22 protein-coding genes and 1 pseudogene are annotated in these 21416 nt (G+C 59.4%); 15 read left to right on the top strand and 8 right to left on the bottom strand.

The window, feature by feature from the left end:
- Positions 1 to 125: 125 nt before the first annotated feature.
- Positions 126 to 1619 carry an aldehyde dehydrogenase gene (locus F8N49_RS11795; protein ID WP_151551524.1) on the bottom strand — a complete coding sequence of 498 codons (1494 nt, stop codon included), beginning with the start codon at positions 1617 to 1619 and terminating at the stop codon, positions 126 to 128.
- Between the two features lie 236 nt (positions 1620 to 1855).
- On the opposite strand from F8N49_RS11795, the gene F8N49_RS11800 reads away from it, so the two are divergent.
- Entirely contained in the window at positions 1856 to 2218 is a 363-nt protein-coding gene (locus tag F8N49_RS11800; RefSeq protein ID WP_073470919.1) for a cupin domain-containing protein, read from the top strand.
- Positions 2219 to 2421: 203 nt separating this feature from the next.
- On the opposite strand, the gene rpmG is transcribed toward F8N49_RS11800, so the two are convergent.
- Entirely contained in the window at positions 2422 to 2577 is a 156-nt protein-coding gene (rpmG, locus tag F8N49_RS11805; RefSeq protein ID WP_016772554.1) for a 50S ribosomal protein L33, read from the bottom strand.
- Between the two features lie 11 nt (positions 2578 to 2588).
- On the bottom strand, positions 2589 to 2822 hold the full coding sequence (gene rpmB, locus F8N49_RS11810) for a 50S ribosomal protein L28 (RefSeq protein ID WP_007920377.1): 234 nt from the start codon (positions 2820 to 2822) through the stop codon (positions 2589 to 2591).
- Between the two features lie 446 nt (positions 2823 to 3268).
- Here rpmB and F8N49_RS11815 point away from each other — a divergent pair, with 446 nt between their 5' ends.
- Positions 3269 to 4858, top strand: coding sequence for an ABC transporter substrate-binding protein (locus tag F8N49_RS11815; protein WP_151551527.1), 1590 nt, complete (start codon positions 3269 to 3271; stop codon positions 4856 to 4858).
- A gap of 91 nt (positions 4859 to 4949) precedes the next feature.
- Here F8N49_RS11815 and radC read toward each other — a convergent pair whose 3' ends face one another.
- On the bottom strand, positions 4950 to 5624 hold the full coding sequence (gene radC, locus F8N49_RS11820; RefSeq protein WP_039757373.1) for a DNA repair protein RadC: 675 nt from the start codon (positions 5622 to 5624) through the stop codon (positions 4950 to 4952).
- Positions 5625 to 5757: 133 nt separating this feature from the next.
- On the opposite strand from radC, the gene coaBC reads away from it, so the two are divergent.
- The 6 genes and pseudogenes from coaBC (at position 5758) to F8N49_RS11855 (ending at position 11372) form a co-directional block, all read left to right on the top strand.
- Positions 5758 to 6966: a bifunctional phosphopantothenoylcysteine decarboxylase/phosphopantothenate--cysteine ligase CoaBC gene (coaBC, locus tag F8N49_RS11825; protein ID WP_016772551.1), complete on the top strand. Its 1209-nt coding sequence runs from the start codon at positions 5758 to 5760 to the stop codon at positions 6964 to 6966.
- A 5-nt stretch (positions 6967 to 6971) separates the two neighbouring features.
- Entirely contained in the window at positions 6972 to 7427 is a 456-nt protein-coding gene (dut, locus tag F8N49_RS11830) for a dUTP diphosphatase (protein ID WP_016772550.1), read from the top strand.
- A gap of 239 nt (positions 7428 to 7666) precedes the next feature.
- Positions 7667 to 9070, top strand: a pseudogene (locus tag F8N49_RS11835) (phosphomannomutase/phosphoglucomutase); the annotation flags it as partial.
- A 17-nt stretch (positions 9071 to 9087) separates the two neighbouring features.
- A complete protein-coding gene (argB, locus tag F8N49_RS11840; RefSeq protein ID WP_016772548.1) occupies positions 9088 to 9993 on the top strand; it encodes an acetylglutamate kinase in 906 nt (301 codons plus the stop codon).
- Positions 9994 to 10429: 436 nt separating this feature from the next.
- A complete protein-coding gene (locus F8N49_RS11850; protein ID WP_151551529.1) occupies positions 10430 to 11002 on the top strand; it encodes a hypothetical protein in 573 nt (190 codons plus the stop codon).
- Positions 10989 to 11372 carry a hypothetical protein gene (locus F8N49_RS11855; protein ID WP_151551533.1) on the top strand — a complete coding sequence of 128 codons (384 nt, stop codon included), beginning with the start codon at positions 10989 to 10991 and terminating at the stop codon, positions 11370 to 11372. The genes F8N49_RS11850 and F8N49_RS11855 overlap by 14 nt, the downstream gene beginning before the upstream one ends.
- 140 nt (positions 11373 to 11512) lie before the next feature.
- Here F8N49_RS11855 and pyrE read toward each other — a convergent pair whose 3' ends face one another.
- Positions 11513 to 12157, bottom strand: coding sequence for an orotate phosphoribosyltransferase (gene pyrE, locus F8N49_RS11860; RefSeq protein WP_016772544.1), 645 nt, complete (start codon positions 12155 to 12157; stop codon positions 11513 to 11515).
- An 82-nt stretch (positions 12158 to 12239) separates the two neighbouring features.
- Here pyrE and F8N49_RS11865 point away from each other — a divergent pair, with 82 nt between their 5' ends.
- Complete coding sequence (locus F8N49_RS11865; RefSeq protein ID WP_016772543.1) at positions 12240 to 13019, top strand: exodeoxyribonuclease III; 780 nt, start codon at positions 12240 to 12242, stop codon at positions 13017 to 13019.
- Between the two features lie 67 nt (positions 13020 to 13086).
- On the opposite strand, the gene gltS is transcribed toward F8N49_RS11865, so the two are convergent.
- The 3 genes from gltS to rph all read right to left on the bottom strand — a co-directional run bounded on the left by gltS (position 13087) and on the right by rph (position 15782).
- The gene (gltS, locus tag F8N49_RS11870; protein ID WP_071172110.1) at positions 13087 to 14295 is read right to left on the bottom strand and encodes a sodium/glutamate symporter; all 1209 of its coding nucleotides are present in this window, start codon (positions 14293 to 14295) and stop codon (positions 13087 to 13089) included.
- A gap of 370 nt (positions 14296 to 14665) precedes the next feature.
- Positions 14666 to 15034 (bottom strand): DUF4870 domain-containing protein, encoded by a 369-nt coding sequence (locus tag F8N49_RS11875; RefSeq protein ID WP_016772541.1) that lies wholly within the window; start codon positions 15032 to 15034, stop codon positions 14666 to 14668.
- A gap of 25 nt (positions 15035 to 15059) precedes the next feature.
- Entirely contained in the window at positions 15060 to 15782 is a 723-nt protein-coding gene (gene rph / locus F8N49_RS11880) for a ribonuclease PH (protein ID WP_024014799.1), read from the bottom strand.
- A 268-nt stretch (positions 15783 to 16050) separates the two neighbouring features.
- Between rph and F8N49_RS11885 the strand changes: the two genes are divergently transcribed.
- The 6 genes from F8N49_RS11885 (at position 16051) to F8N49_RS11910 (ending at position 21353) form a co-directional block, all read left to right on the top strand.
- Positions 16051 to 16914, top strand: coding sequence for a YicC/YloC family endoribonuclease (locus F8N49_RS11885; RefSeq protein WP_016770639.1), 864 nt, complete (start codon positions 16051 to 16053; stop codon positions 16912 to 16914).
- Between the two features lie 12 nt (positions 16915 to 16926).
- Positions 16927 to 17547: a guanylate kinase gene (gene gmk, locus F8N49_RS11890; protein ID WP_151551536.1), complete on the top strand. Its 621-nt coding sequence runs from the start codon at positions 16927 to 16929 to the stop codon at positions 17545 to 17547.
- Positions 17548 to 17715: 168 nt separating this feature from the next.
- Complete coding sequence (gene rpoZ, locus F8N49_RS11895; RefSeq protein ID WP_008030604.1) at positions 17716 to 17979, top strand: DNA-directed RNA polymerase subunit omega; 264 nt, start codon at positions 17716 to 17718, stop codon at positions 17977 to 17979.
- 57 nt (positions 17980 to 18036) lie between these two features.
- The gene (spoT, locus tag F8N49_RS11900) at positions 18037 to 20142 is read left to right on the top strand and encodes a bifunctional GTP diphosphokinase/guanosine-3',5'-bis pyrophosphate 3'-pyrophosphohydrolase (protein ID WP_007920338.1); all 2106 of its coding nucleotides are present in this window, start codon (positions 18037 to 18039) and stop codon (positions 20140 to 20142) included.
- Positions 20143 to 20166: 24 nt separating this feature from the next.
- A complete protein-coding gene (locus F8N49_RS11905; protein WP_014340863.1) occupies positions 20167 to 20547 on the top strand; it encodes a RidA family protein in 381 nt (126 codons plus the stop codon).
- 65 nt (positions 20548 to 20612) lie between these two features.
- Positions 20613 to 21353, top strand: a complete 741-nt coding sequence (locus F8N49_RS11910) for a hypothetical protein (protein WP_071172109.1) — start codon at positions 20613 to 20615, stop codon at positions 21351 to 21353.
- The last annotated feature ends 63 nt before the right edge of the window (positions 21354 to 21416 follow it).

Here is a 21416-nt window from a genome sequence, read left to right on the forward strand (position 1 = left end):
CGTGCAATGGTTTAGCGACTGCTTCGCAGCCGAACGGGGATAAATCCCCTCTCCACAGAGGCTCGCTCCCACAGGGAATCTCTGTTTGGTCAGGAAGCCCGGAGTAGCGGGCTCCCGTCAGCGGCTTACAGCTTGATCCACGTCGCCTTCAGCTCGGTGTACTTGTCGAAGGCATGCAGCGATTTGTCGCGACCGTTGCCCGACTGTTTGAAGCCACCGAACGGCGCGGTCATGTCGCCGCCATCGTACTGGTTGACCCACACGCTACCGGCGCGCAGGGCCTTGGCAGTCAGGTGCGCCTTGGAGATGTCCTGGGTCCACACCGCTGCGGCCAGACCGTATGGCGTGTCGTTGGCAATCTGGATGGCTTCTTCGGCGCTGTCGAAAGCGATCACCGACAACACTGGGCCGAAAATCTCTTCCTGGGCAATCTTCATCGCGTTGCTCACACCATCGAAAATGGTCGGCTCAACGTAAGTGCCGCCGGTCTCCTGGAGGATGCGCTTGCCGCCGGCGACCAGTTTGGCGCCATCGCTATGGCCGGATTCGATGTACGACAGCACGGTGTTCATCTGCTGGGTATCGACCAGCGCACCGACGTTGGTCGCCGGGTCCAGCGGATTGCCGGGCTTCCAGGTTTTCAGCGCTTCGATGACCATCGGCAGGAATTTGTCCTTGATCGAACGCTCGACCAGCAGGCGCGAACCGGCGGTGCACACTTCGCCCTGGTTGAAGGCGATGGCGCTGGCGGCGGATTCAGCGGCGGCCTGCAGATCCGGCGCATCGGCGAAGACGATGTTCGGGCTCTTGCCGCCGGCTTCCAGCCAGACGCGTTTCATGTTCGATTCGCCGGCATAGACCATGAGTTGCTTGGCAATCTTGGTCGAACCGGTGAACACCAGCGTGTCGACGTCATTGTGCAGACCCAGCGCCTTGCCGACGGTGTGGCCATAGCCCGGCAGCACGTTGAGCACGCCTTTCGGAATCCCGGCTTCAATGGCCAGCGCAGCGATACGGATGGCGGTCAGTGGCGATTTTTCCGACGGCTTGAGGATCACCGAGTTACCGGTCGACAGCGCCGGGCCGAGTTTCCAGCAAGCCATCATCAGCGGGAAGTTCCACGGCACGATAGCGCCGACCACACCCACCGGCTCACGGGTCACCAGACCTAGTTGGTCATGCGGGGTGGCGGCAACTTCGTCGTAGATCTTGTCGATCGCCTCGCCGCTCCAGCTCAGCGCCTGCGCCGCGCCCGGCACGTCGATGTACAGCGAATCGCTGATCGGCTTGCCCATGTCGAGAGTTTCCAGCAGTGCCAGTTCTTCGGCATGCTGTTTCAGCAGGCTGGCGAAGCGGATCATGGTGGCTTTGCGCTTGGTCGGCGCCAGGCGCGACCAGACGCCGGAATTGAAAGTAGCGCGGGCGTTTTCTACAGCACGGTCGGCGTCGGCGGCGTCACAGCTGGCGATCTTGCCGAGCAGGCGGCCATCGACCGGGCTGATGCATTCGAAGGTTTCGCCGGAGACGGCGTCAGTGTATTCGCCATTCAGGAAGGCGCGGCCTTCGATTTTCAGATCGCGGGCGCGTTGTTCCCAGTCGGAACGAGTCAGGGTGGTCATTCGGGTGTCCTCCTCTTATTGAATACGAGCACCGCAAGCGCTGCGGCGCTGTTCAAGAATTCTGCCCGGCCAGCCTGCACTTTCGGCCCGAGGCACCCGCCACCCTAAACCAGCGGCCGGGTTTGTTTCAATATATTTGACATAAGCTGGCCATACGGCCTTGCGGTGTTCATTTTAATAAACATAGACTTTGGCCCATTCCAGCCCACGCGCCGTCATTAGCGGAGAAAACAACAATGAACATCCAGAACGTCGTCGACATCAGCCTCGCCAGCAGCGAAGCCGAGCGCTATCGGCCGGACCCGGCGAAAGTGCTGAAGGGCGATCCTGAGCAGGCGGTGTTTCATCAATACGAAAGCCCTTGTGGGCAAATGGGCGTGGGCGTGTGGGAAGGCGCGGTAGGTCAGTGGACGGTGAATTACACCGAGCATGAGTACTGCGAGATTCTGCAGGGGGTTTCGGTATTGCGTGACAGCGATGGCAATGCCAAGACCTTGCGCGCTGGTGATCGCTTCGTGATTCCGGCGGGGTTTCGCGGCACCTGGGAAGTGCTGGAGGCTTGCCGCAAGGTTTATGTGATCTTTGAACAGAAGGCTTGAGATGTTTGCTGGCTGATCGGCCCTCATCGCTGGCAAGCCAGCTCCCACAGGTTTTGTGCATGACACAGGTTCAGTGAAGACCGGCAATCAATGTGGGAGCTGGCTTGCCAGCGATAAGGCCCAACCGGTCACCGCAGAATCCAAGGCAAAAAAAAGGCCCGCATCTCACGATACGGGCCTTTTTCGCAGTCAGGAAAAATCAATTACTTGATTTTGCCTTCCTTGTACATCACGTGCTTGCGAACAACCGGATCATATTTCTTGATCTCGATTTTGTCCGGGGTAGTACGCTTGTTCTTGTCGGTAGTGTAGAAGTGACCAGTACCGGCGCTCGAGATCAAACGAATCAATTCACGCATGATTAGCTCCCTTAAATCTTGCCATCGCGGCGAAGTTCGGCGAGCACGACAGTGATGCCACGCTTGTCGATGATACGCATGCCTTTGGCAGATACGCGCAGACGCACAAAACGTTTCTCTTCTTCAACCCAGAAGCGGTGATGCTGCAGGTTCGGCAGGAAACGACGACGGGTTTTGTTGTTTGCGTGGGAAATGTTATTCCCAGTCACCGGACCCTTACCGGTAACTTGACATACTCTCGACATGCCTCAGCCCTCTAAAACCACATGCCCAACCCGGCATGGGTTGGCCGCTTAATCTCTCAGTCATTTGGCGCCAGGCGCCGCGTTTCTTTAGAGGTCTTACCGGCTACACCTACAGTGAAGGAACCGGGCCCCTAGAAAAGAGCGCTGCTTTATACCAGAAAGACCGGGGTGCAACAACAATCGGTGTGCAATCAATCGGCAAAAGGGCGATTTTTTCCGCCGCAGACGCCTTGGACAAAGGCTGCGGCCAGTTTTGACCACTCGTCGCAGAAATCCCGCCCTACAGCCGATTCAGACTTTTCATCTGGCTGCCCACGTTCGAAACCGCGCAAGAGTGCGCCTGAAAATGCAAAAAGGGGATAGTCATTTGCAATTCAGAGCTCTAGGGTAGGACTTTTCCAGACTGCACTTGCAGATGGGCCTTCGATCTGTAAAGGAAACCGACCATGCGCCTCGCTGCCCTACCCCTGTTACTCGCTCCGCTGTTGCTGAGCCCCCTCGCCCAGGCCGCCGCGTTGAGCGTGTGTACCGAGGCCAGTCCCGAAGGGTTCGACGTGGTGCAGTACAACTCGCTGACCACCACCAATGCTTCGGCTGACGTACTGATGAACCGCTTGGTGGATTTCGACACCGCCAGTGGCAAGGTCATCCCGAGCCTGGCCGACAGCTGGGAAGTCAGCACCGACGGCCTCACCTATGTGTTCAAACTGCACCCGCAGGTGAAATTTCATACAACCGATTATTTCAAGCCGAGCCGCGAGCTGAGCGCTGAAGACGTCAAATTCAGCTTCGACCGCATGCTCGACCCGGCCAACCCGTGGCACAAGGTCGCCCAGAGCGGCTTCCCCCATGCGCAGTCGATGCAACTGCCGACCCTGATCAAGAAGATCGACGCCCTCGACCCGCTGACCGTGCGCTTTACCCTCGACCATCCGGATTCGACCTTCCTCGCGACCCTGAGCATGGGCTTCGCCTCGATCTATTCCGCCGAATATGCCGACAAACTGATGAAGGCCGGCGCCACCGACAAACTCAACAGCCAGCCAATCGGCACCGGCCCGTTCGTGTTCAATCGCTTCCAGAAAGACGCGGCGATTCGCTACAAGGCCAATCCGGACTATTTCCGTGGCAAGCCTGCCGTCGACCCGTTGATTTTCGCCATCACACCGGACGCCAACGTTCGCCTGCAAAAGCTGCGGCGCAACGAATGCCAGATCGCCCTGTCGCCAAAACCACTGGACGTACAGGCTGCGCTGAAGGAGCCGACGCTGAAAGTCGAAAAGACTGACGCCTTCATGACCGCTTTCGTGGGCATCAACAGCCAGCATCCGCCGCTGGACAAGCCGGAAGTGCGCCAGGCGATCAACCTCGCCTTCGACAAGGCCAACTACATCAAAGCCGTGTTCGAAGACACCGCCGAAGCGGCCAACGGCCCGTACCCGCCGAACACCTGGAGCTATGCCAAGAATCTGCCGGGCTATCCGCACGACGAGGCCAAAGCCAAGGCGCTGCTGGCCAAGGCCGGCTTGAAGGATGGCTTCCAGACCACAATCTGGACGCGTCCATCAGGCAGCCTGCTCAACCCGAACCCGAGTCTCGGCGCGCAGATGTTGCAGTCGGATCTGGCCGAGATCGGCATCCAGGCGGAGATCCGCGTGATCGAGTGGGGCGAACTGATTCGCCGCGCCAAGGCCGGCGAACACGACCTGCTGTTCATGGGCTGGGCCGGCGACAACGGCGACCCGGACAACTTCCTCACCCCGCAGTTTTCCTGCGCGGCGGTGAAATCCGGGACCAACTTCGCGCGGTACTGCAACGCCGATCTGGACAAGCTGATCAGCGCCGGCAAGACCACCAGCGAGCAAGGCGTGCGCACCAAGCTGTATGAACAGGCACAGGCACAGATCCAGCAGCAGGCGTTGTGGCTGCCACTGGCGCACCCGACGGCCTACGCTTTGACGCGCAAGGATGTTCAGGGGTATTCCGTCAGCCCGTTCGGCCGCCAGGATTATTCCAAGATCAGCCTCAAGCCCTAAGCGGCAAGCGGCAAGCTGCAAGCGGCAAGCTAGAGCACTCCGCGCGCAGCTCCAGCTTGCCGCTTGCAGCTAGAGGCTTGCCGCTGCTCTTTTACATCCAGCCACACTCCGCCATCGACAGCGGTTCGCCGTCGCCGATGATGAAGTGATCGAGCACTCGCACGTCAATCAGCTCCAGCGCTTTCTGCAGGCGCTTGGTCAGCAGCCGATCGGCCTGACTCGGATCGGTGTTGCCGGACGGATGGTTGTGACACAGGATCACCGCTGCGGCGTTATTGGCCAGCGCGCGCTTCACCACCTCCCGAGGATGCACGCTGGTGTTGTCGATCGAGCCGCGAAACAGCGCCTCGAAATTCAGCACCTGATGTTTCGAATCGAGAAACAGGCAGCCGAACACCTCGTGCGGCTCATGCCGCAGCATCGCCTTGAGGTAATCGCGGACGACCTGAGGGTTCTCCAGCGCCGGTTTCTGCCGTGAGCGCTCGGCCAGATGGCGCTTGCTCATTTCCTGCGCGGCTTGCAGCTGGGCGAACTTGGCCGGGCCGAGGCCCATTTGTTTGCTGAATGCGTCCTGATCGGCCTCAAGCAGCAAACGCAGGCCACCGAATTGCGTCAGCAGATGTCTGGCAAGGTCGACTGCGCTTTTTCCGGGCAATCCGGTGCGCAGAAAAATCGCCAACAGCTCAGCGTCCGAAAGACTCCCTGCGCCGTGTTCCAACAGCCTTTCCCGCGGCCGTTCCGCCGCCGGCCAATCGCGAATACTCATAGCACCTCCTTGTCTGTGGGCGCCGCTGTTCCGTAGCGGTCGCTGTGATATCGTAGCCCATCTTTTTGGCGGTCGATTCAACCCTGGGGAGGGGTATCGCGCCGCCGTCATCAACGAAATGAAAGGCAGACCTATGCAGCGGCTGTATCGGAAACGCATCGTTCTGGGCGTCGGCGGCGGCATTGCGGCCTACAAGAGCGCCGATCTGGTTCGCCGCCTGATCGACCAGGGTGCCGAAGTGCGCGTGGTCATGACCCATGGCGGCGCCGAATTCATCACCCCGCTGACCATGCAGGCCCTCTCGGGCCACCCGGTTCACCTCGACTTGCTTGACCCTGCCGCCGAAGCCGCCATGGGCCATATCGAGCTGGCGAAATGGGCCGATCTGGTGCTGATCGCCCCGGCCACCGCCGACCTGATCGCCCGTCTGGCCCAAGGCATTGCCAACGATCTGCTGACCACGCTGGTGCTGGCCACCGACGCCGTGGTTGCCGTCGCACCAGCAATGAATCAGGCGATGTGGCGCGACCCGGCGACCCAGGCCAACCTGCAACTGTTGGAGAGCCGTGGCCTGAAGACTTTCGGCCCGGCCTCGGGCAGCCAGGCCTGCGGCGACGTCGGCATGGGCCGCATGATGGAAGCCACCGATCTGGCGCTGCTCGCCGCTGATTGCTTCCAGCGCCAGGCATTGACCGGCAAGCACGTGGTGATCACCGCCGGCCCGACCCAGGAAAACATCGACCCGGTGCGTTACATCACCAACCACAGCTCCGGCAAAATGGGTTTTGCCCTCGCCGAAGCAGCCGTCGAAGCCGGCGCCCGTGTCACTTTGATCAGCGGCCCGGTGCACTTGCCGACGCCTGATCGCGTGACGCGGATCGATGTGGTCAGCGCCCGCGACATGCTCGCCGCCTGCGAATCAGCCATGCCTTGCGACGTGTTCATCTCGTCGGCAGCGGTGGCGGATTACCGCCCTGAAGTCGTCGCCCCGCACAAACTCAAGAAAGATCCTACGAGCGGTGACGGCTTCGTCCTGCAAATGGTGCGCAACCCGGACATCCTGGCCACCATCGCGACCCGTCCCGACCGTCCGTTCAGTGTCGGCTTCGCCGCCGAAACCGAACACCTGCTCGACTACGCTGCACGCAAGCTGAAGGACAAGAATCTCGATCTGATCGTCGCCAACGACGTCGCCAACCCGAGCATCGGTTTCAACAGCGAAGAAAACGCCTGCAGCGTCATCGACCGTGAGCTGCACGCCACGGTTTTCGCCCAGACCAGCAAGAGCAAGATCGCTCGCCAACTGGTCACTTTTATCGCCGAACGTCTGAACCAGGTTTAATTTACATGCACGCTTTGCAAGCCAAGATCCTCGATCCACGCATCGGCACCGAATTCCCGCTGCCGCAATACGCCACGCCGGGCTCCGCCGGCCTCGACCTGCGCGCCATGCTGGAACAGGACATCGTGATCAAACCGGGTGAAACCGTGCTGATTCCCACCGGCCTGTCGGTGTACATCGGTGACCCGAATCTCGCCGCACTGATCCTGCCTCGCTCGGGCATGGGCCACAAACACGGCATCGTGCTGGGCAATCTGGTCGGCCTGATCGACTCCGATTACCAGGGTCCGCTGATGGTCTCCTGCTGGAACCGCGGCCAGAGCGACTTCACCATGACCGTCGGCGAACGCCTGGCGCAATTGGTGCTGGTACCGGTAGTGCAAGCACATTTCGAAATGGTTGAAGAGTTTGTCGAGACCGAGCGCGGTACCGGCGGCTTTGGCCACACTGGCACCAAATAACCGGATAGAAATTATGGTGGTGAGGGGGTTTATCCCCTCGCCACAAAAAATGCGCTACATCGGCAGCAGGTTTTAACACCGTAATTCAAGGTTTTGCCGGCCGAAAGCCACGCCAGCCGAGGCGTCATGGCCCTTTCATAGCACGAACTCTCTGTGGAAAACGCCGTCATACCCTTCAGTTTGAGCCTGCCGTCGAATCATTCGCCGGTCTGTCCCGCCCTTTTCGAGATGGAGCATGTCCACAGATGAGCACCCCCGCCAAGATCGCCCCGACGCTGCCTGACAGCATTTTCCGCGCCTACGACATTCGTGGCACCGTGCCGGAATTCCTCAACGGCGAAACCGCCTACTGGATCGGCCGTGCCATCGGCTCGCAGAGCCTGGCCCAGGGCGAACCGAATGTGTCGGTCGGTCGCGACGGTCGCCTGTCCGGCCCGGAGCTGGTCGCGGAACTCATTCGCGGCATCGCCGAGAGCGGCTGCCACGTCAGCGATGTCGGCCTGGTGCCAACGCCAGCGCTGTATTACGCCGCCAACGTGCTGGCCGGCAAGTCCGGAGTGATGCTCACCGGTAGCCACAATCCGTCGAACTACAACGGCTTCAAGATCGTCATCGCCGGCGACACCCTCGCCAACGAACAGATTCAGGTGCTGCACGAACGCATCAAGAACAACGACCTGAGCACTGGCCAGGGCAGCGTCACCCAGGTCGAAATCCTCGACCGCTACAACACCGAAATCGTCCAGGACATCAAACTCGCTCGTCGCCTGAAAGTCGTGGTCGACTGCGGAAACGGCGCGGCCGGCGTGATCGCCCCGCAACTGATCGAAGCGTTGAACTGCGAAGTCATCCCGCTGTTCTGCGAAGTCGACGGCAACTTCCCTAACCATCACCCGGACCCGGGCAAACCGGAAAACCTTGTCGACCTGATCGCCAAGGTCAAGGAAACTAACGCCGATATCGGCCTGGCCTTCGACGGTGACGGCGACCGCGTCGGCGTGGTGACCAACACCGGCAGCATCGTCTACCCGGATCGTCTGCTGATGCTGTTCGCTCGCGACGTAGTGGCGCGCAACCCGGACGCGGAAATCATCTTCGACGTTAAATGCACTCGCCGTTTGGTGCCGCTGATCAAGGAATACGGCGGTCGGCCGCTAATGTGGAAGACCGGTCACTCGTTGATCAAAAAGAAAATGAAGCAATCCGGCGCGCTGTTGGCCGGCGAAATGAGCGGGCACATCTTCTTCAAGGAGCGCTGGTTCGGTTTCGACGACGGCATCTACAGCGCCGCACGTCTGCTGGAGATCCTCAGCAAGGAAAAATCCACTGCGGAAGAGCTGTTTGCGACCTTCCCGAACGATATTTCCACGCCGGAAATCAATATCCATGTGACCGAAGAGAGCAAATTCAGCATCATTGATGCACTGCACGATGCTCAGTGGGGCGAAGGCGCCGACCTGACCACCATCGACGGCGTGCGGGTTGATTACGCCAAAGGCTGGGGCCTGGTGCGCGCGTCCAACACCACACCGGTGCTGGTGCTGCGCTTCGAGGCCGATGACGAGGCTGAATTGCAGCGCATCAAGGATGTGTTCCACGCCCAACTGAAACGCGTTGCACCTGATCTCCAACTACCGTTCTGATCCACACGGAGCCCTGAATGACCCTCGAACGCGAAGCCGCCGCCAACACTGCCAAGGTCCTGTCCGAAGCGCTGCCTTACATCCGACGCTATGTCGGCAAGACCCTGGTGATCAAATACGGCGGCAACGCGATGGAAAGCGAGGAGCTGAAAACCGGCTTCGCCCGCGACATCGTGCTGATGAAAGCCGTGGGCATCAACCCGGTGGTCGTGCACGGTGGCGGCCCGCAGATCGGTGATCTGCTCAAGCGCCTGTCGATCGAAAGCCATTTCGTCGACGGCATGCGCGTCACCGACGCGGCGACCATGGACGTGGTGGAAATGGTCCTTGGCGGTCAGGTCAACAAAAGCATCGTCAACCTGATCAACCGCCATGGCGGCAGCGCCATCGGCCTGACCGGTAAAGATGCCGGGCTGATACGGGCGAAGAAGCTCACCGTCTCCCGTCAGACCCCGGAGATGACCCAGCCGGAAATCATCGACATCGGCCACGTTGGCGAAGTCGTCGGCATCAATACCGAGCTGCTGAACCTGCTGGTCAAAGGCAACTTCATCCCCGTCATCGCACCGATTGGCGTCGGTGAGAACGGCGAGTCGTACAACATCAACGCCGACCTGGTGGCGGGCAAGGTTGCCGAAGCACTGAAAGCTGAAAAGCTGATGCTGCTGACCAACATTGCCGGCCTGATGGACAAGTCGGGCACCGTGCTGACCGGCCTGAGCACGCAGCAGGTCGACGACCTGATCGCCGATGGCACGATCTACGGCGGCATGCTGCCGAAGATCCGCTGCGCACTGGAAGCGGTTCAGGGTGGCGTAGGTAGTTCGTTGATCATCGACGGGCGTGTGCCGAACGCGATCCTGCTGGAAATCTTCACCGATACTGGCGTGGGTACGCTGATCAGTAATCGCAAGCGTCCTTGATGGCTGATCGCTGAAAGCAAAAGATCGCAGCCTTCAACAGCTCCTACAGGGATTTCGCACACGCGAGAATCCGCTTTTGTAGGAACTGACGAAGGCTGCGATCTTTTTATGCGCGCAGGAAAAGCCTGACTCCACACAGCGAAACGTCCGACATCCCTTCAGAATAAATCTCCATAGGATCTTCCCCTCATCCAACGGAGATCTTCCCATGCAAAAAAACAGCGTTCCTTACGGCAGTGACATTTCGGCTGGCACTTACGCCTGCGTGGACTGCGGCCGAGAATATTCGGCCCCTTCGCAGACTTCGATGCCGCCCTGCCCTGACTTCACCGAAGCCTCTCACCCACTCAAGGGCTGGAAAGTACTCACCGGCCAAGGAGATGCACCCCAGGATCCCTACCCAGCCGCCAGTGTCAAATAACCGGAGCGGCGACTCATGCAGATCTCGTTCACGATCGACGCCGATGCTTTCGAGCAGGAACAAAAGGAACCGGTAAAAAAGACCTTGCGCATCGGCGACGCTGAAATCGCCCATGCGCTGGAGCGCATCGCCAAAGCCAGCCTGACCGAATACCTGAAAATGCTGGTCGAGGGCGGCATGCCCAGCCGGGCCGACGAAGCCAAGCAGGATCGCCTGCTGTATCTGATTCAGAGTTACTTCGGGAAAACCCTGCCGACCGAATCGCAGATCTCGACGATCTTTCAGCTGACCCAGAGCCAAAGCAAAACCCTGCTGAAAAACACCGTTTCGCGTTTTCGCAACCAGCTCGACGACATCCTGCAGCACAGCATGCGCGCCGTAATCCAGTCCGCCGAGCATGCGCAAAACGTGTTTCTGGTGGTGATCAGCTCGGACGTGATCCGCGATGAATTGAACATGCTCATCACCCAGAACGAGCCGACCTTCAAACCCATCACCAAACGCAAGGGCAGCGCCGGGCAATTCGAGATCAGCGAAGATTCCCACGCATTGCTCTGTGCAACGCTGGGTCTGAATGCCGTTCAGTGACATCGTCGCGGTCAGTGGCTTGCTGCTGACCCTGTCCACGTTCATGTTCAATCTGGCGTGGCCGGCGCTCAATGAAGCGCTGGCTGAGGATGAATTTCAAAAAGGTTCGCAGGGCCGCAAGCGCAGTCGAGACAAGGTGATGGCTGCTTTCTACTGGCGAGCATTGCCATTGACGTGCGCTTTCGTGGCGCTGTTTTACGTTAACTTGCCGGCAGCAGTCGGGATCATGCGCAGCAGCACGCTGGACCTTTGGGATTTCGATGTGGATCGCACGTTATACGTGATGGTGGTGGTTGCGCTGCTGGTGTTTGCGCTAGTGAACGCTGCATTGGCGCTGAGACTGCTGATGAAATGGCAAAAACTGCGTTGATCACCAGCAAAAAAGACCCAATTCAACCTGCCTGAACCGGGTCTTTTTTCTGTAGGAGCGAGCCTGCTCGCGAAAGCGTAATGTGCCTCACATCGCTGACAGGTTACGGCCATTCGCGAGCAGGCTCGCTCCCATATTGGTCACACGCCAAACTGCGCGCGGTACGCTTCCACGGCTGGCAAATGCTGTTTGAGCTGCGGATCGTCGGCGAGGAACTCCAGCACCTGATTCAGCGAGACAATGCTGATCACCGGGATGCCGAAGTCGCGCTCGACTTCCTGGATGGCCGACAACTCGCCGTTGCCACGCTCCTGACGGTTCAGTGCGATCAGCACACCGGCGGCCTTGGCGCCGTCCTGGGAAGCGATGATCTGCATCACTTCACGAATCGCGGTGCCGGCGGTGATTACGTCGTCGATGATCAAGACTTCGCCAGTCAGCGGTGCGCCAACCAGGCTGCCGCCCTCGCCGTGGGCCTTGGCTTCCTTGCGATTGAAGCACCATGGCAGGTCACGGCCGTGATGTTCGGCCAGCGCAACGGCGGTCGTGGCCGCCAGCGGAATGCCTTTATAAGCCGGGCCAAACAGAACGTCGAAGGAAATGCCGCTCTCGGCGATGGCGGCGGCGTAGAAACGCCCCAGCTGCGCCAGGGCCGAACCCGAGTTGAACAGGCCGGCGTTGAAGAAGTAGGGACTGGTGCGCCCGGACTTCAGGGTGAACTCACCGAAGCGCAAAACGCCGCGATCGATGGCAAAACGAATGAAATCGCGCTGATACGCTTGCATGAAAAAAACCCCAAATACCACGGATTTAGCTAATTAGCTTGACGCCGTGTATCATACACGCACGCGATTTTTGGGGCCATTTATGCGGATCATCAGTGTGAACGTCAATGGTATTCAGGCGGCAGTCGAGCGCGGTTTGCTCAGTTGGCTGCAAGCCCAGAATGCCGACGTCATCTGCCTGCAGGACACCCGTGCCTCCGCCTTTGAACTGGATGACCCAGCCTTCCAACTGGATGGCTACTTCCTTTATGCCTGCGATGCTGAAGTCCCTGCCCAAGGCGGCGTGGCTTTGTATTCGCGGTTGCAACCGAAGGCTGTCATCAGCGGTCTCGGTTTCGAGACGGCCGACCGCTACGGGCGCTACCTGCAAGCAGATTTCGACAAAGTCAGTATTGCCACCTTGCTGTTTCCTTCGGGGATGAACGGCGATGAGGACTTGAACCAGAAGTTCAAGCTAATGGACGATTTCGGCAAGTACCTGGACAAACAGCGACGCAAACGTCGCGAGTACATTTATTGTGGCTCGCTGTACGTTGCGCAGCAGAAACTCGACATCAAGAACTGGCGCGACAGCCAGCAATCTCCAGGCTTCCTGGCGCCGGAACGCGCCTGGATGGACGAGATTGTCGGCAACATGGGCTATGTCGATGCGCTGCGCGAAGTCAGCCGCGAAGGCGACCAGTACAGCTGGTGGCCGGATAACGAACAGGCCGAGATGCTCAATCTGGGCTGGCGTTTCGATTATCAGATCCTGACCCCGGGCCTGCGTCGCTCGGTGCGCAGTGCACGCCTGCCGCGTCAGCCACGGTTTTCGCAGCACGCGCCGTTGATCGTCGACTACGACTGGACGCTGACCATCTAAGCGTCCTATCGCAGCCAAAGAAAATGCCCGCATCGTGAGATGCGGGCATTTTTATGCGCCGTGCTTTCTAGACGGCAGCGAAGAATGGCAAGGTCAGGTACAGCTTGATCACGATGACGTTAACGATATCGATGAAGAACGCTCCTACCATCGGCACTACCAGAAACGCGATCTGCGATGGCCCATAGCGCTGCGTCACCGCTTGCATGTTGGCAATGGCCGTAGGCGTAGCGCCCAGACCGAAGCCGCAATGTCCCGCAGCCAGCACTGCGGCATCGTAGTTGCTGCCCATCACCCGGAACGTCACGAAAATCGCGAACAGAGCCATGACCAGCGCCTGCACGGCCAGGATGATGAAGATCGGCAATGCCAGCGCCGCCAGATCCCAAAGCTTCAGCGACATCAAAGCGATTGCCAGAAACAGCGAGAGGCTGACATTGCCGAGCACGGAAACTTCACGCTCAAACACCTGATACAAGCCAAGCGCTGACAGACTGTTGCGCAACACCACACCCACAAACAGCACGCAAACAAACGTCGGCAGTTCGAATGCAGTGCCGTGCAGCAAACCATTCAAAAGGTTGCCTGCGAGCAGGCTGACGGCAATAAGCGCCAGCGTCTCGACGAACGAAAACGGCGTGATCGAACGTTCCTTGTTCGGCTGTTCAAAACCTCTTGGCAGTCGAGGCGTTTGCTGGGGACTGCAGCCCGGCACTTGCACGCGCTTGATCAGCAACCGGGCGACGGGCCCACCGATCAATCCGCCCAGCACCAGACCGAACGTCGCTGAGGCCAGCGCCAGCTCCGAAGCCGAAGCCAGGCCATATTTCTCGCTGAACACCGCGCCCCATGCAGCGCCAGTGCCGTGGCCGCCAGCGAGCGTGATCGAGCCTGTCAGCAAGCCCATCAAAGGGTCGAGCCCGAGCAGGGTTGCCAATCCGATGCCCATGGCGTTCTGCACCACCAGCAAGCCAATGACCGCCAGCAGGAAGATGCCGACGATGCGCCCGCCCTTTTTCAGACTGGCAAGGTCGGCACTCAAGCCAATCGTGGCAAAGAACGCCAACATCAACGGTGTTTGCAATGATGTATCGAAGCGGACTTCTATATCGAAAGTGCGCAATATCAACAAGAGCAAGGCAACCACCAGGCCGCCCGCTACCGGTTCAGGAATATTGTAACTTCGCAGAAAGCCGACACGCGTAACAAGCCCGCGTCCGAGCAGTAGTACTAAAGAAGCGGCCACGAGCGTGCCGTAGAAATCGAGCTCAATCATGTGGATTATTCTTGGCTAAGTATTCACGAGGCGAGCGTTTACCTGGGCTCGACTAGTGAACCGGCTGATTTTATCAACACTGATTACTGGGGAATTCAAGTGCCATCGATGGCTTGAACATATCGAAATGTTTCAATCGAAACATTGCATCGGGCAACTTTAACAACCCGCTCGCGTCAATAACAAGAACGGGGATAAGCACTTGCTCGATCAGTTGTGACCAAAGATGTAATGGAGAAATATCAATAAATAAATGCCAAACCGCACATCGACAACAGACTAGTCCTACAACAAAAACCAATTATTGAGTTGCACATATAAAAATGCCCCGATAAGTCGGGGCATTTCCATATAGCGATACAAGAGACTGTTACTTGATCAGTCGCCAAGTGAACGGATATCTGTACGGGAAACCTTCGTTGGCTTTGACCCCTGCAATGATCGTCAGGACCAATGCCGCGATTGCCAGCAAACCGAAGAGGAAGAAACCGATGATCAGCAGCATGAGCAGGAAGCAGATCATCGAGGCAATGGCGACAGTGATCTGAAAATTCAGCGCCTCTTTACCCTGCGCATCGATGAAGGGGTCCTTCTCGCGCTTCATCTGCCAAAGGATCAGCGGCCCGATCAGATTGCCGAACGGAATCCAGATCCCCAGCAAGGCGGACAAGTGACAGAACATCGCCCATTGGCGAACCTCCTGGCTCGGTTTGGGCAGCAACTCTTGCTCGTCACTCATCACGTCCTCCTTGTGGTCAAAAACCTCAGTCAGCCAGTGCAGCCTTCTGCAGCTCGAAGATTTCGTTCATGCCCTGCTTGGCCAGTTCCAGCATGGCATTGAGCTCGTCAGGCTGGAACGGCGCGCCTTCTGCGGTGCCCTGCACTTCGATGAAACCGCCGGTGCTGGTCATCACTACGTTCAGGTCGGTTTCAGCTGCAGAATCTTCAAGATAGTCCAGATCCAGCACCGGCTCGCCCTGGTACATGCCGACCGAGACCGCACCGATCATCTGCTTGAGCGGGTCACCGCCTTTCAGGCCGCCGCGCTTCTTGATCACTTTCAGGGCATCGACCAGCGCAACCATGGCGCCGGTGATGGACGCGGTGCGAGTACCGCCATCGGCCTGGATCACGTCGCAATCGACGTACAGGGTCACGTCGCCGAGCTTGGACATATCCAGTGCCGCGCGCAGGGAGCGGCCGATCAGGCGCTGGATTTCCAGAGTACGCCCGCCCTGCTTGCCACGACTGGCTTCACGTTGGTTACGCTCGCCGGTGGCGCGTGGCAGCATGCCGTACTCGGCAGTCAACCAGCCCTGGCCCTGGCCTTTGAGGAAGCGCGGCACGCCGTTCTCGACGCTGACAGTGCAGATGACTTTGGTGTCACCGAATTCGACCAGTACGGATCCCTCGGCGTGTTTGGTGTAGTTGCGGGTGATGCGGATCGAGCGGAGCTGATCGGCAGCGCGACCACTTGGACGTTTCATAGGGATACCTGTACTGAGGACGGAAAACTGCCGAGCATTATAGAGCGCTGCACCGCGAGTGGGCACTGGTTAAAACCGCCGGCCGACGACCGAAGCCTCTCAAGCGCGCATAACCGACGGGCTGCAGCGCTTTGTCACACCGTGTGTTTGGGCGCATTCGCCGCACTGCGCTACAATCCTGCGCCTTTGCTGCCAGTCGGCTTAAATTCATTGAAATCGCGCCTGCGAAACAGCGTTTCGCGCCGATCTGCATTGCGAGGTCACCGCCATGGTGCACAGCATGACCGCCTTCGCCCGCGTCGAGAAAGCCGGCGTTCAGGGCACCCTGAGCTGGGAACTGCGCTCGGTCAACAGCCGCTATCTGGAACCGCACCTGCGCTTGCCCGAATCGTTCCGCGACCTCGAAGGCGCCGTGCGTGAAGCGCTGCGTCAGGGCCTGTCGCGGGGCAAACTGGAATGCACGCTGCGCTTCACCGAAGAAAGCACCGGCAAACCGCTGCAAGTGGACCGCGAGCGCGCCGCGCAACTGGTGGCCGCTGCGGAAACCGTTGCCGGGCTGATCAAGAATCCGGCTGCGCTGAATCCGCTGGAAGTGCTGGCCTGGCCCGGCGTGCTGGTGGCCGATGCGACCGACCCGCAAGCGCTGAACGCCGAAGCGCTGGCGCTGTTCAATCAGGGCTTGAAGGATCTGAAGGCTGGCCGCGAGCGCGAAGGCGCGGAGCTGGCTCGCTTGATCAACGACCGCCTGACCTCCATCGAAGAGGACGTGGTGACCCTGCGTGAACTGGTGCCGCAGATGCTCGCCACCCAGCGCCAGAAGGTTCTCGACCGCTTCGCCGACATGAAGGCCGAGCTCGACCCGCAGCGCCTGGAACAGGAAATGGTCATCCTCGCGCAAAAAAGCGACGTGGCCGAAGAACTGGATCGCCTGAGCACTCACATCATCGAAGTTCGCCGGGTGCTCAAGTCCGGTGGTGCCGCCGGGCGGCGTCTGGACTTCCTGATGCAGGAGCTCAACCGCGAAGCCAACACACTGGGCTCCAAAGCCTTCGACCCGCGCAGCACCCAGGCCGCCGTCAACCTCAAGGTGTTGATCGAGCAGATGCGCGAACAAGTGCAGAATATTGAGTAAGGCTACCCTGACATGACCCAACACACCGGCACCCTGTACATCATTTCCGCGCCATCGGGCGCGGGCAAGAGCAGTCTGGTCAAGGCGTTGATCGACGCCGATCCGGAGATTCGCGTTTCCGTTTCGCACACTACTCGCGCCATGCGCCCGGGCGAAGTGGATGGCGTGAACTACCATTTCGTGACCCGCGAAGAGTTCGTGAAGATGGGCGAGCACGGCGACTTCCTTGAACGCGCCGAAGTCTTCGGCAACTTCTACGGCACCTCGCAAAGCCGTTTGCAACAGACCCTGGACGAAGGTCACGACCTGATTCTGGAAATCGACTGGCAAGGCGCCGAGCAAGTGCGCAAGCTGATGCCACAAGCGCGCTCGATCTTCATCCTGCCGCCATCGCTGCAAGCCCTGCACCAGCGCCTGACCAACCGCGGCCAGGACAGCGACGAGATCATCGACGGCCGCATGCGCGAAGCGGTCAGCGAGATGAGCCATTACGTCGATTACGATTACTTGATCATCAACGACGATTTCGCCCACGCGCTGGACGATCTGAAAGCGATTTTCCGCGCCAATCAGCTGCAACAGAAACGCCAGCAAGTGCGTTTCGGCAAATTGCTGGCTGAATTGCTCGGCTAAAACAGCACTTCCCAAAATGCCTGCAAGCGCTTTACATTGGTGCTTGCAGCGCGTTGAAGGGACTGGTCAAAAAATCAGCGCTTCCCTAATCGCTGGTGATTTTTTAAACTGCTCAGTCCGCTCGCCCAACCGGGCAGCGCGCATATTGCATTCGCTCCGAGGAATACCATGGCCCGCGTAACCGTTGAAGACTGCCTAGAACACGTGGAAAACCGCTTTGAGCTGGTCATGCTCTCTACCAAGCGTGCCCGTCAACTGGCCACCGGCGGCAAAGAGCCATTGGTGCAGTGGGAAAACGACAAGCCGACTGTCGTCGCGCTGCGTGAAATTGCTGAAGGCCTGATGAGCTACGAGTTCATTGCCGAGCAGGAAATCGTCCAGGATGAACCGCTGTTCGCAGCGTTCGAGGACGAGTCGAACGAGGCCGTCTAAGCCTATGCCTGGTCGACGTAGCACGGCGCGGGGTCACAGCTTTCGGCAGGAATCATCATGCCGAGCATAGACGCCCTCGCCGATCGCTTATCGACCTACCTCGGCAATGACCAGGTCAACCTGGTCCGCCGAGCGTATTTCTACGCCGAACAAGCCCATGACGGTCAACGCCGTCGCAGTGGCGAGGCGTACGTCACGCATCCTCTTGCCGTGGCAAATATTCTTGCCGACATGCACATGGACCATCAGAGCCTGATGGCCGCGATGCTGCATGACGTGATCGAAGACACCGGTATCGCCAAGGAAGCGCTGCAAGCGCAGTTTGGTGAAACCGTGGCCGAACTGGTCGACGGGGTCAGCAAACTGACCCAGATGAATTTCGAGACCAAGGCCGAAGCCCAGGCGGAAAACTTCCAGAAAATGGCCATGGCCATGGCGCGCGACATCCGGGTGATCCTGGTCAAGCTCGCCGACCGCCTGCACAACATGCGCACGCTGGAAGTGCTGTCCGGCGAAAAACGCCGGCGCATCGCCAAGGAAACCCTCGAGATCTACGCGCCCATTGCCAACCGGCTGGGCATGCACGCGATCCGCATCGAATTCGAAGACCTCGGCTTCAAGGCCATGCACCCGATGCGTTCCGCGCGGATCTACCAGGCGGTCAAACGCGCCCGGGGCAACCGCAAGGAAATCGTCAACAAGATCGAAGAATCCCTCGGTCACTGCCTCGCCATCGACGGCATCCAGGGCGAAGTCAGCGGTCGGCAGAAACACCTCTACGGCATCTACAAGAAAATGCGCGGCAAGCGTCGGGCCTTCAACGAAATCATGGACGTTTACGCGTTCCGGATCATCGTCGACAAGGTCGATACCTGTTACCGCGTATTGGGTGCTGTGCATAATTTGTACAAACCGTTGCCAGGACGCTTCAAGGATTACATCGCGATCCCCAAGGCCAACGGCTACCAGTCGCTGCATACCACGCTGTTCGGCATGCACGGTGTACCGATCGAGATCCAGATCCGTACCCGCGAAATGGAAGAGATGGCCAACAACGGCATCGCCGCCCATTGGCTGTACAAATCCAGCGGCGACGAGCAGCCCAAAGGCACGCACGCACGCGCCCGCCAATGGGTCAAAGGCGTGCTGGAAATGCAGCAACGCGCCGGCAACTCGCTGGAATTCATCGAAAGCGTGAAGATCGACCTGTTCCCGGACGAGGTCTACGTGTTCACGCCCAAAGGCCGGATCATGGAGCTGCCAAAAGGCTCCACGGCGGTCGATTTTGCTTACGCGGTACACACCGACGTCGGCAACAGCTGCATCGCCTGCCGCATCAACCGTCGTCTCGCGCCGCTGTCCGAACCGCTGCAAAGCGGCTCCACGGTCGAGATCGTCAGCGCCCCCGGCGCACGGCCAAATCCGGCGTGGCTCAACTTCGTCGTTACCGGCAAGGCGCGCACGCACATTCGTCATGCGCTGAAGCTACAACGCCGCTCCGAGTCGATCAGCCTAGGCGAACGCCTGCTGAACAAGGTGCTCAACGGTTTCGACAGCTCCTTGGAGAAGATCCCGGCAGAGCGCGTCAAGGCAATGCTTACCGAGTACCGCCTCGAACTGATCGAAGACCTGCTCGAAGACATCGGCCTGGGCAATCGCATGGCCTATGTCGTTGCCCGTCGCCTGCTCGGCGAAGGCGAACAACTGCCAAGTCCGGAAGGTCCGCTGGCAATTCGCGGCACCGAAGGCCTAGTGCTCAGTTATGCCAAGTGTTGCACGCCGATCCCCGGCGACCCGATTGTCGGGCACCTGTCGGCGGGCAAAGGCATGGTCGTGCACCTGGACAACTGCCGCAACATCAGCGAAATCAGGCACAACCCGGAAAAATGCATCCAGCTCTCGTGGGCCAAGGATGTTACCGGCGAATTCAACGTCGAGCTGCGGGTCGAGCTGGAACATCAGCGTGGCCTGATCGCCCTGCTCGCCAGTAGCGTCAACGCGGCCGACGGCAACATCGAGAAAATCAGCATGGACGAACGCGATGGTCGCATCAGCGTCGTGCAGTTGGTGGTCAGCGTTCACGACCGTGTGCACCTGGCCCGCGTGATCAAGAAACTGCGCGCTTTGACCGGGGTGATCCGCATCACCCGCATGCGTGCATAACCTGCCTATTACAAGGAGTCCTACATGACCAAAACCGTCATCACCAGCGACAAGGCCCCGGCCGCCATCGGCACTTACTCCCAGGCGATCAAGGCAGGCAACACCGTTTACATGTCGGGCCAGATTCCTCTGGACCCGAAAACCATGGAACTGGTTGAGGGCTTCGAAGCCCAGACCGTCCAGGTCTTCGAGAACCTCAAAGCCGTGGCCGAAGCCGCCGGCGGTTCGTTCAAGGACATCGTCAAACTGAACATCTTCCTCACCGACCTGAGCCACTTCGCCAAGGTCAACGAGATCATGGGCAAGTACTTCGACCAGCCATACCCTGCCCGCGCCGCCATTGGCGTGGCCGCCCTGCCGAAGGGTGCGCAGGTTGAAATGGATGCCATTCTGGTCATCGAGTGATGCGCACGGCGCGGCCTCCACGCCGCGCCGACTGCTGCAAGAAAAGGTTTTGAAAGGATTCCACCATGCGCAAAGCGCTAGCTCTCTCGCTGCTCGCCCTGTTTCTCGGCGGCTGCGCCAGCGACCCTGCCGACCGTGACATCAGCGGCACCTGGATCAACCAAGTGGCGATCGATGCCGCCGCCAAGGGCGGTCCCCTGCGTGAAGCGCTGCAGGCTTACGGCCCGAATCTGGAATGGGACGTCAACACCAAGGCCGGTCAGGCCCGCTACACCAACGGTTTTGAGAACGTCGAAGGACGACTGCTGGGCGAAGAGTCCGGCGCCTGGAAAGTCGACTTCTACGGCAGCTCCGCCAGCGAACTGAAACGCGATGGCGGGCGCCTGCAGCAAGCTGCCAGCGACAACGAACCCGAACAGCTTTTCGATCGCGCACAGATCCCGGTGCCGGAAGGCGCGCCAATCGGGGCCAGCTTCGAACGCGCGCTGTATTCGGCATATCTGGGCGGTAACTGGATCATCGCCAGCGGCCAGGGTGAAGGCGGCACCGTGCAGTTCCAGGCCGACGGCCAGGTGACCGGCCTGCCGGGCGTTGACCGTTATGCCTTGTGCCTGGCCGGCGATTGCGCGTCCATGAGCAATGGCAACGACAGCATGTGGCTGCAACTCAATGGCCAGGGCAACAACTGGATCTTTGTGCGCAAGGGCAAGGAGCTGGAGATTCTACAGGCAGTGAACGCTGCGCTAGCGGATGAGCAACCGCAGTTTGCCGCAGGTGAGCGCAAGTGGTTGCTGGAAAAGCAGTAACCCGCTGAAAAGATCGCAGCCTTCGGCAGCTCCTACTTTGGAATGCATTTTCGTGTAGGAGCT

The organism is Pseudomonas sp. GXM4, from assembly GCF_008923895.1.
Taxonomy (GTDB): Bacteria; Pseudomonadota; Gammaproteobacteria; order Pseudomonadales; family Pseudomonadaceae; genus Aquipseudomonas; species Aquipseudomonas atacamensis.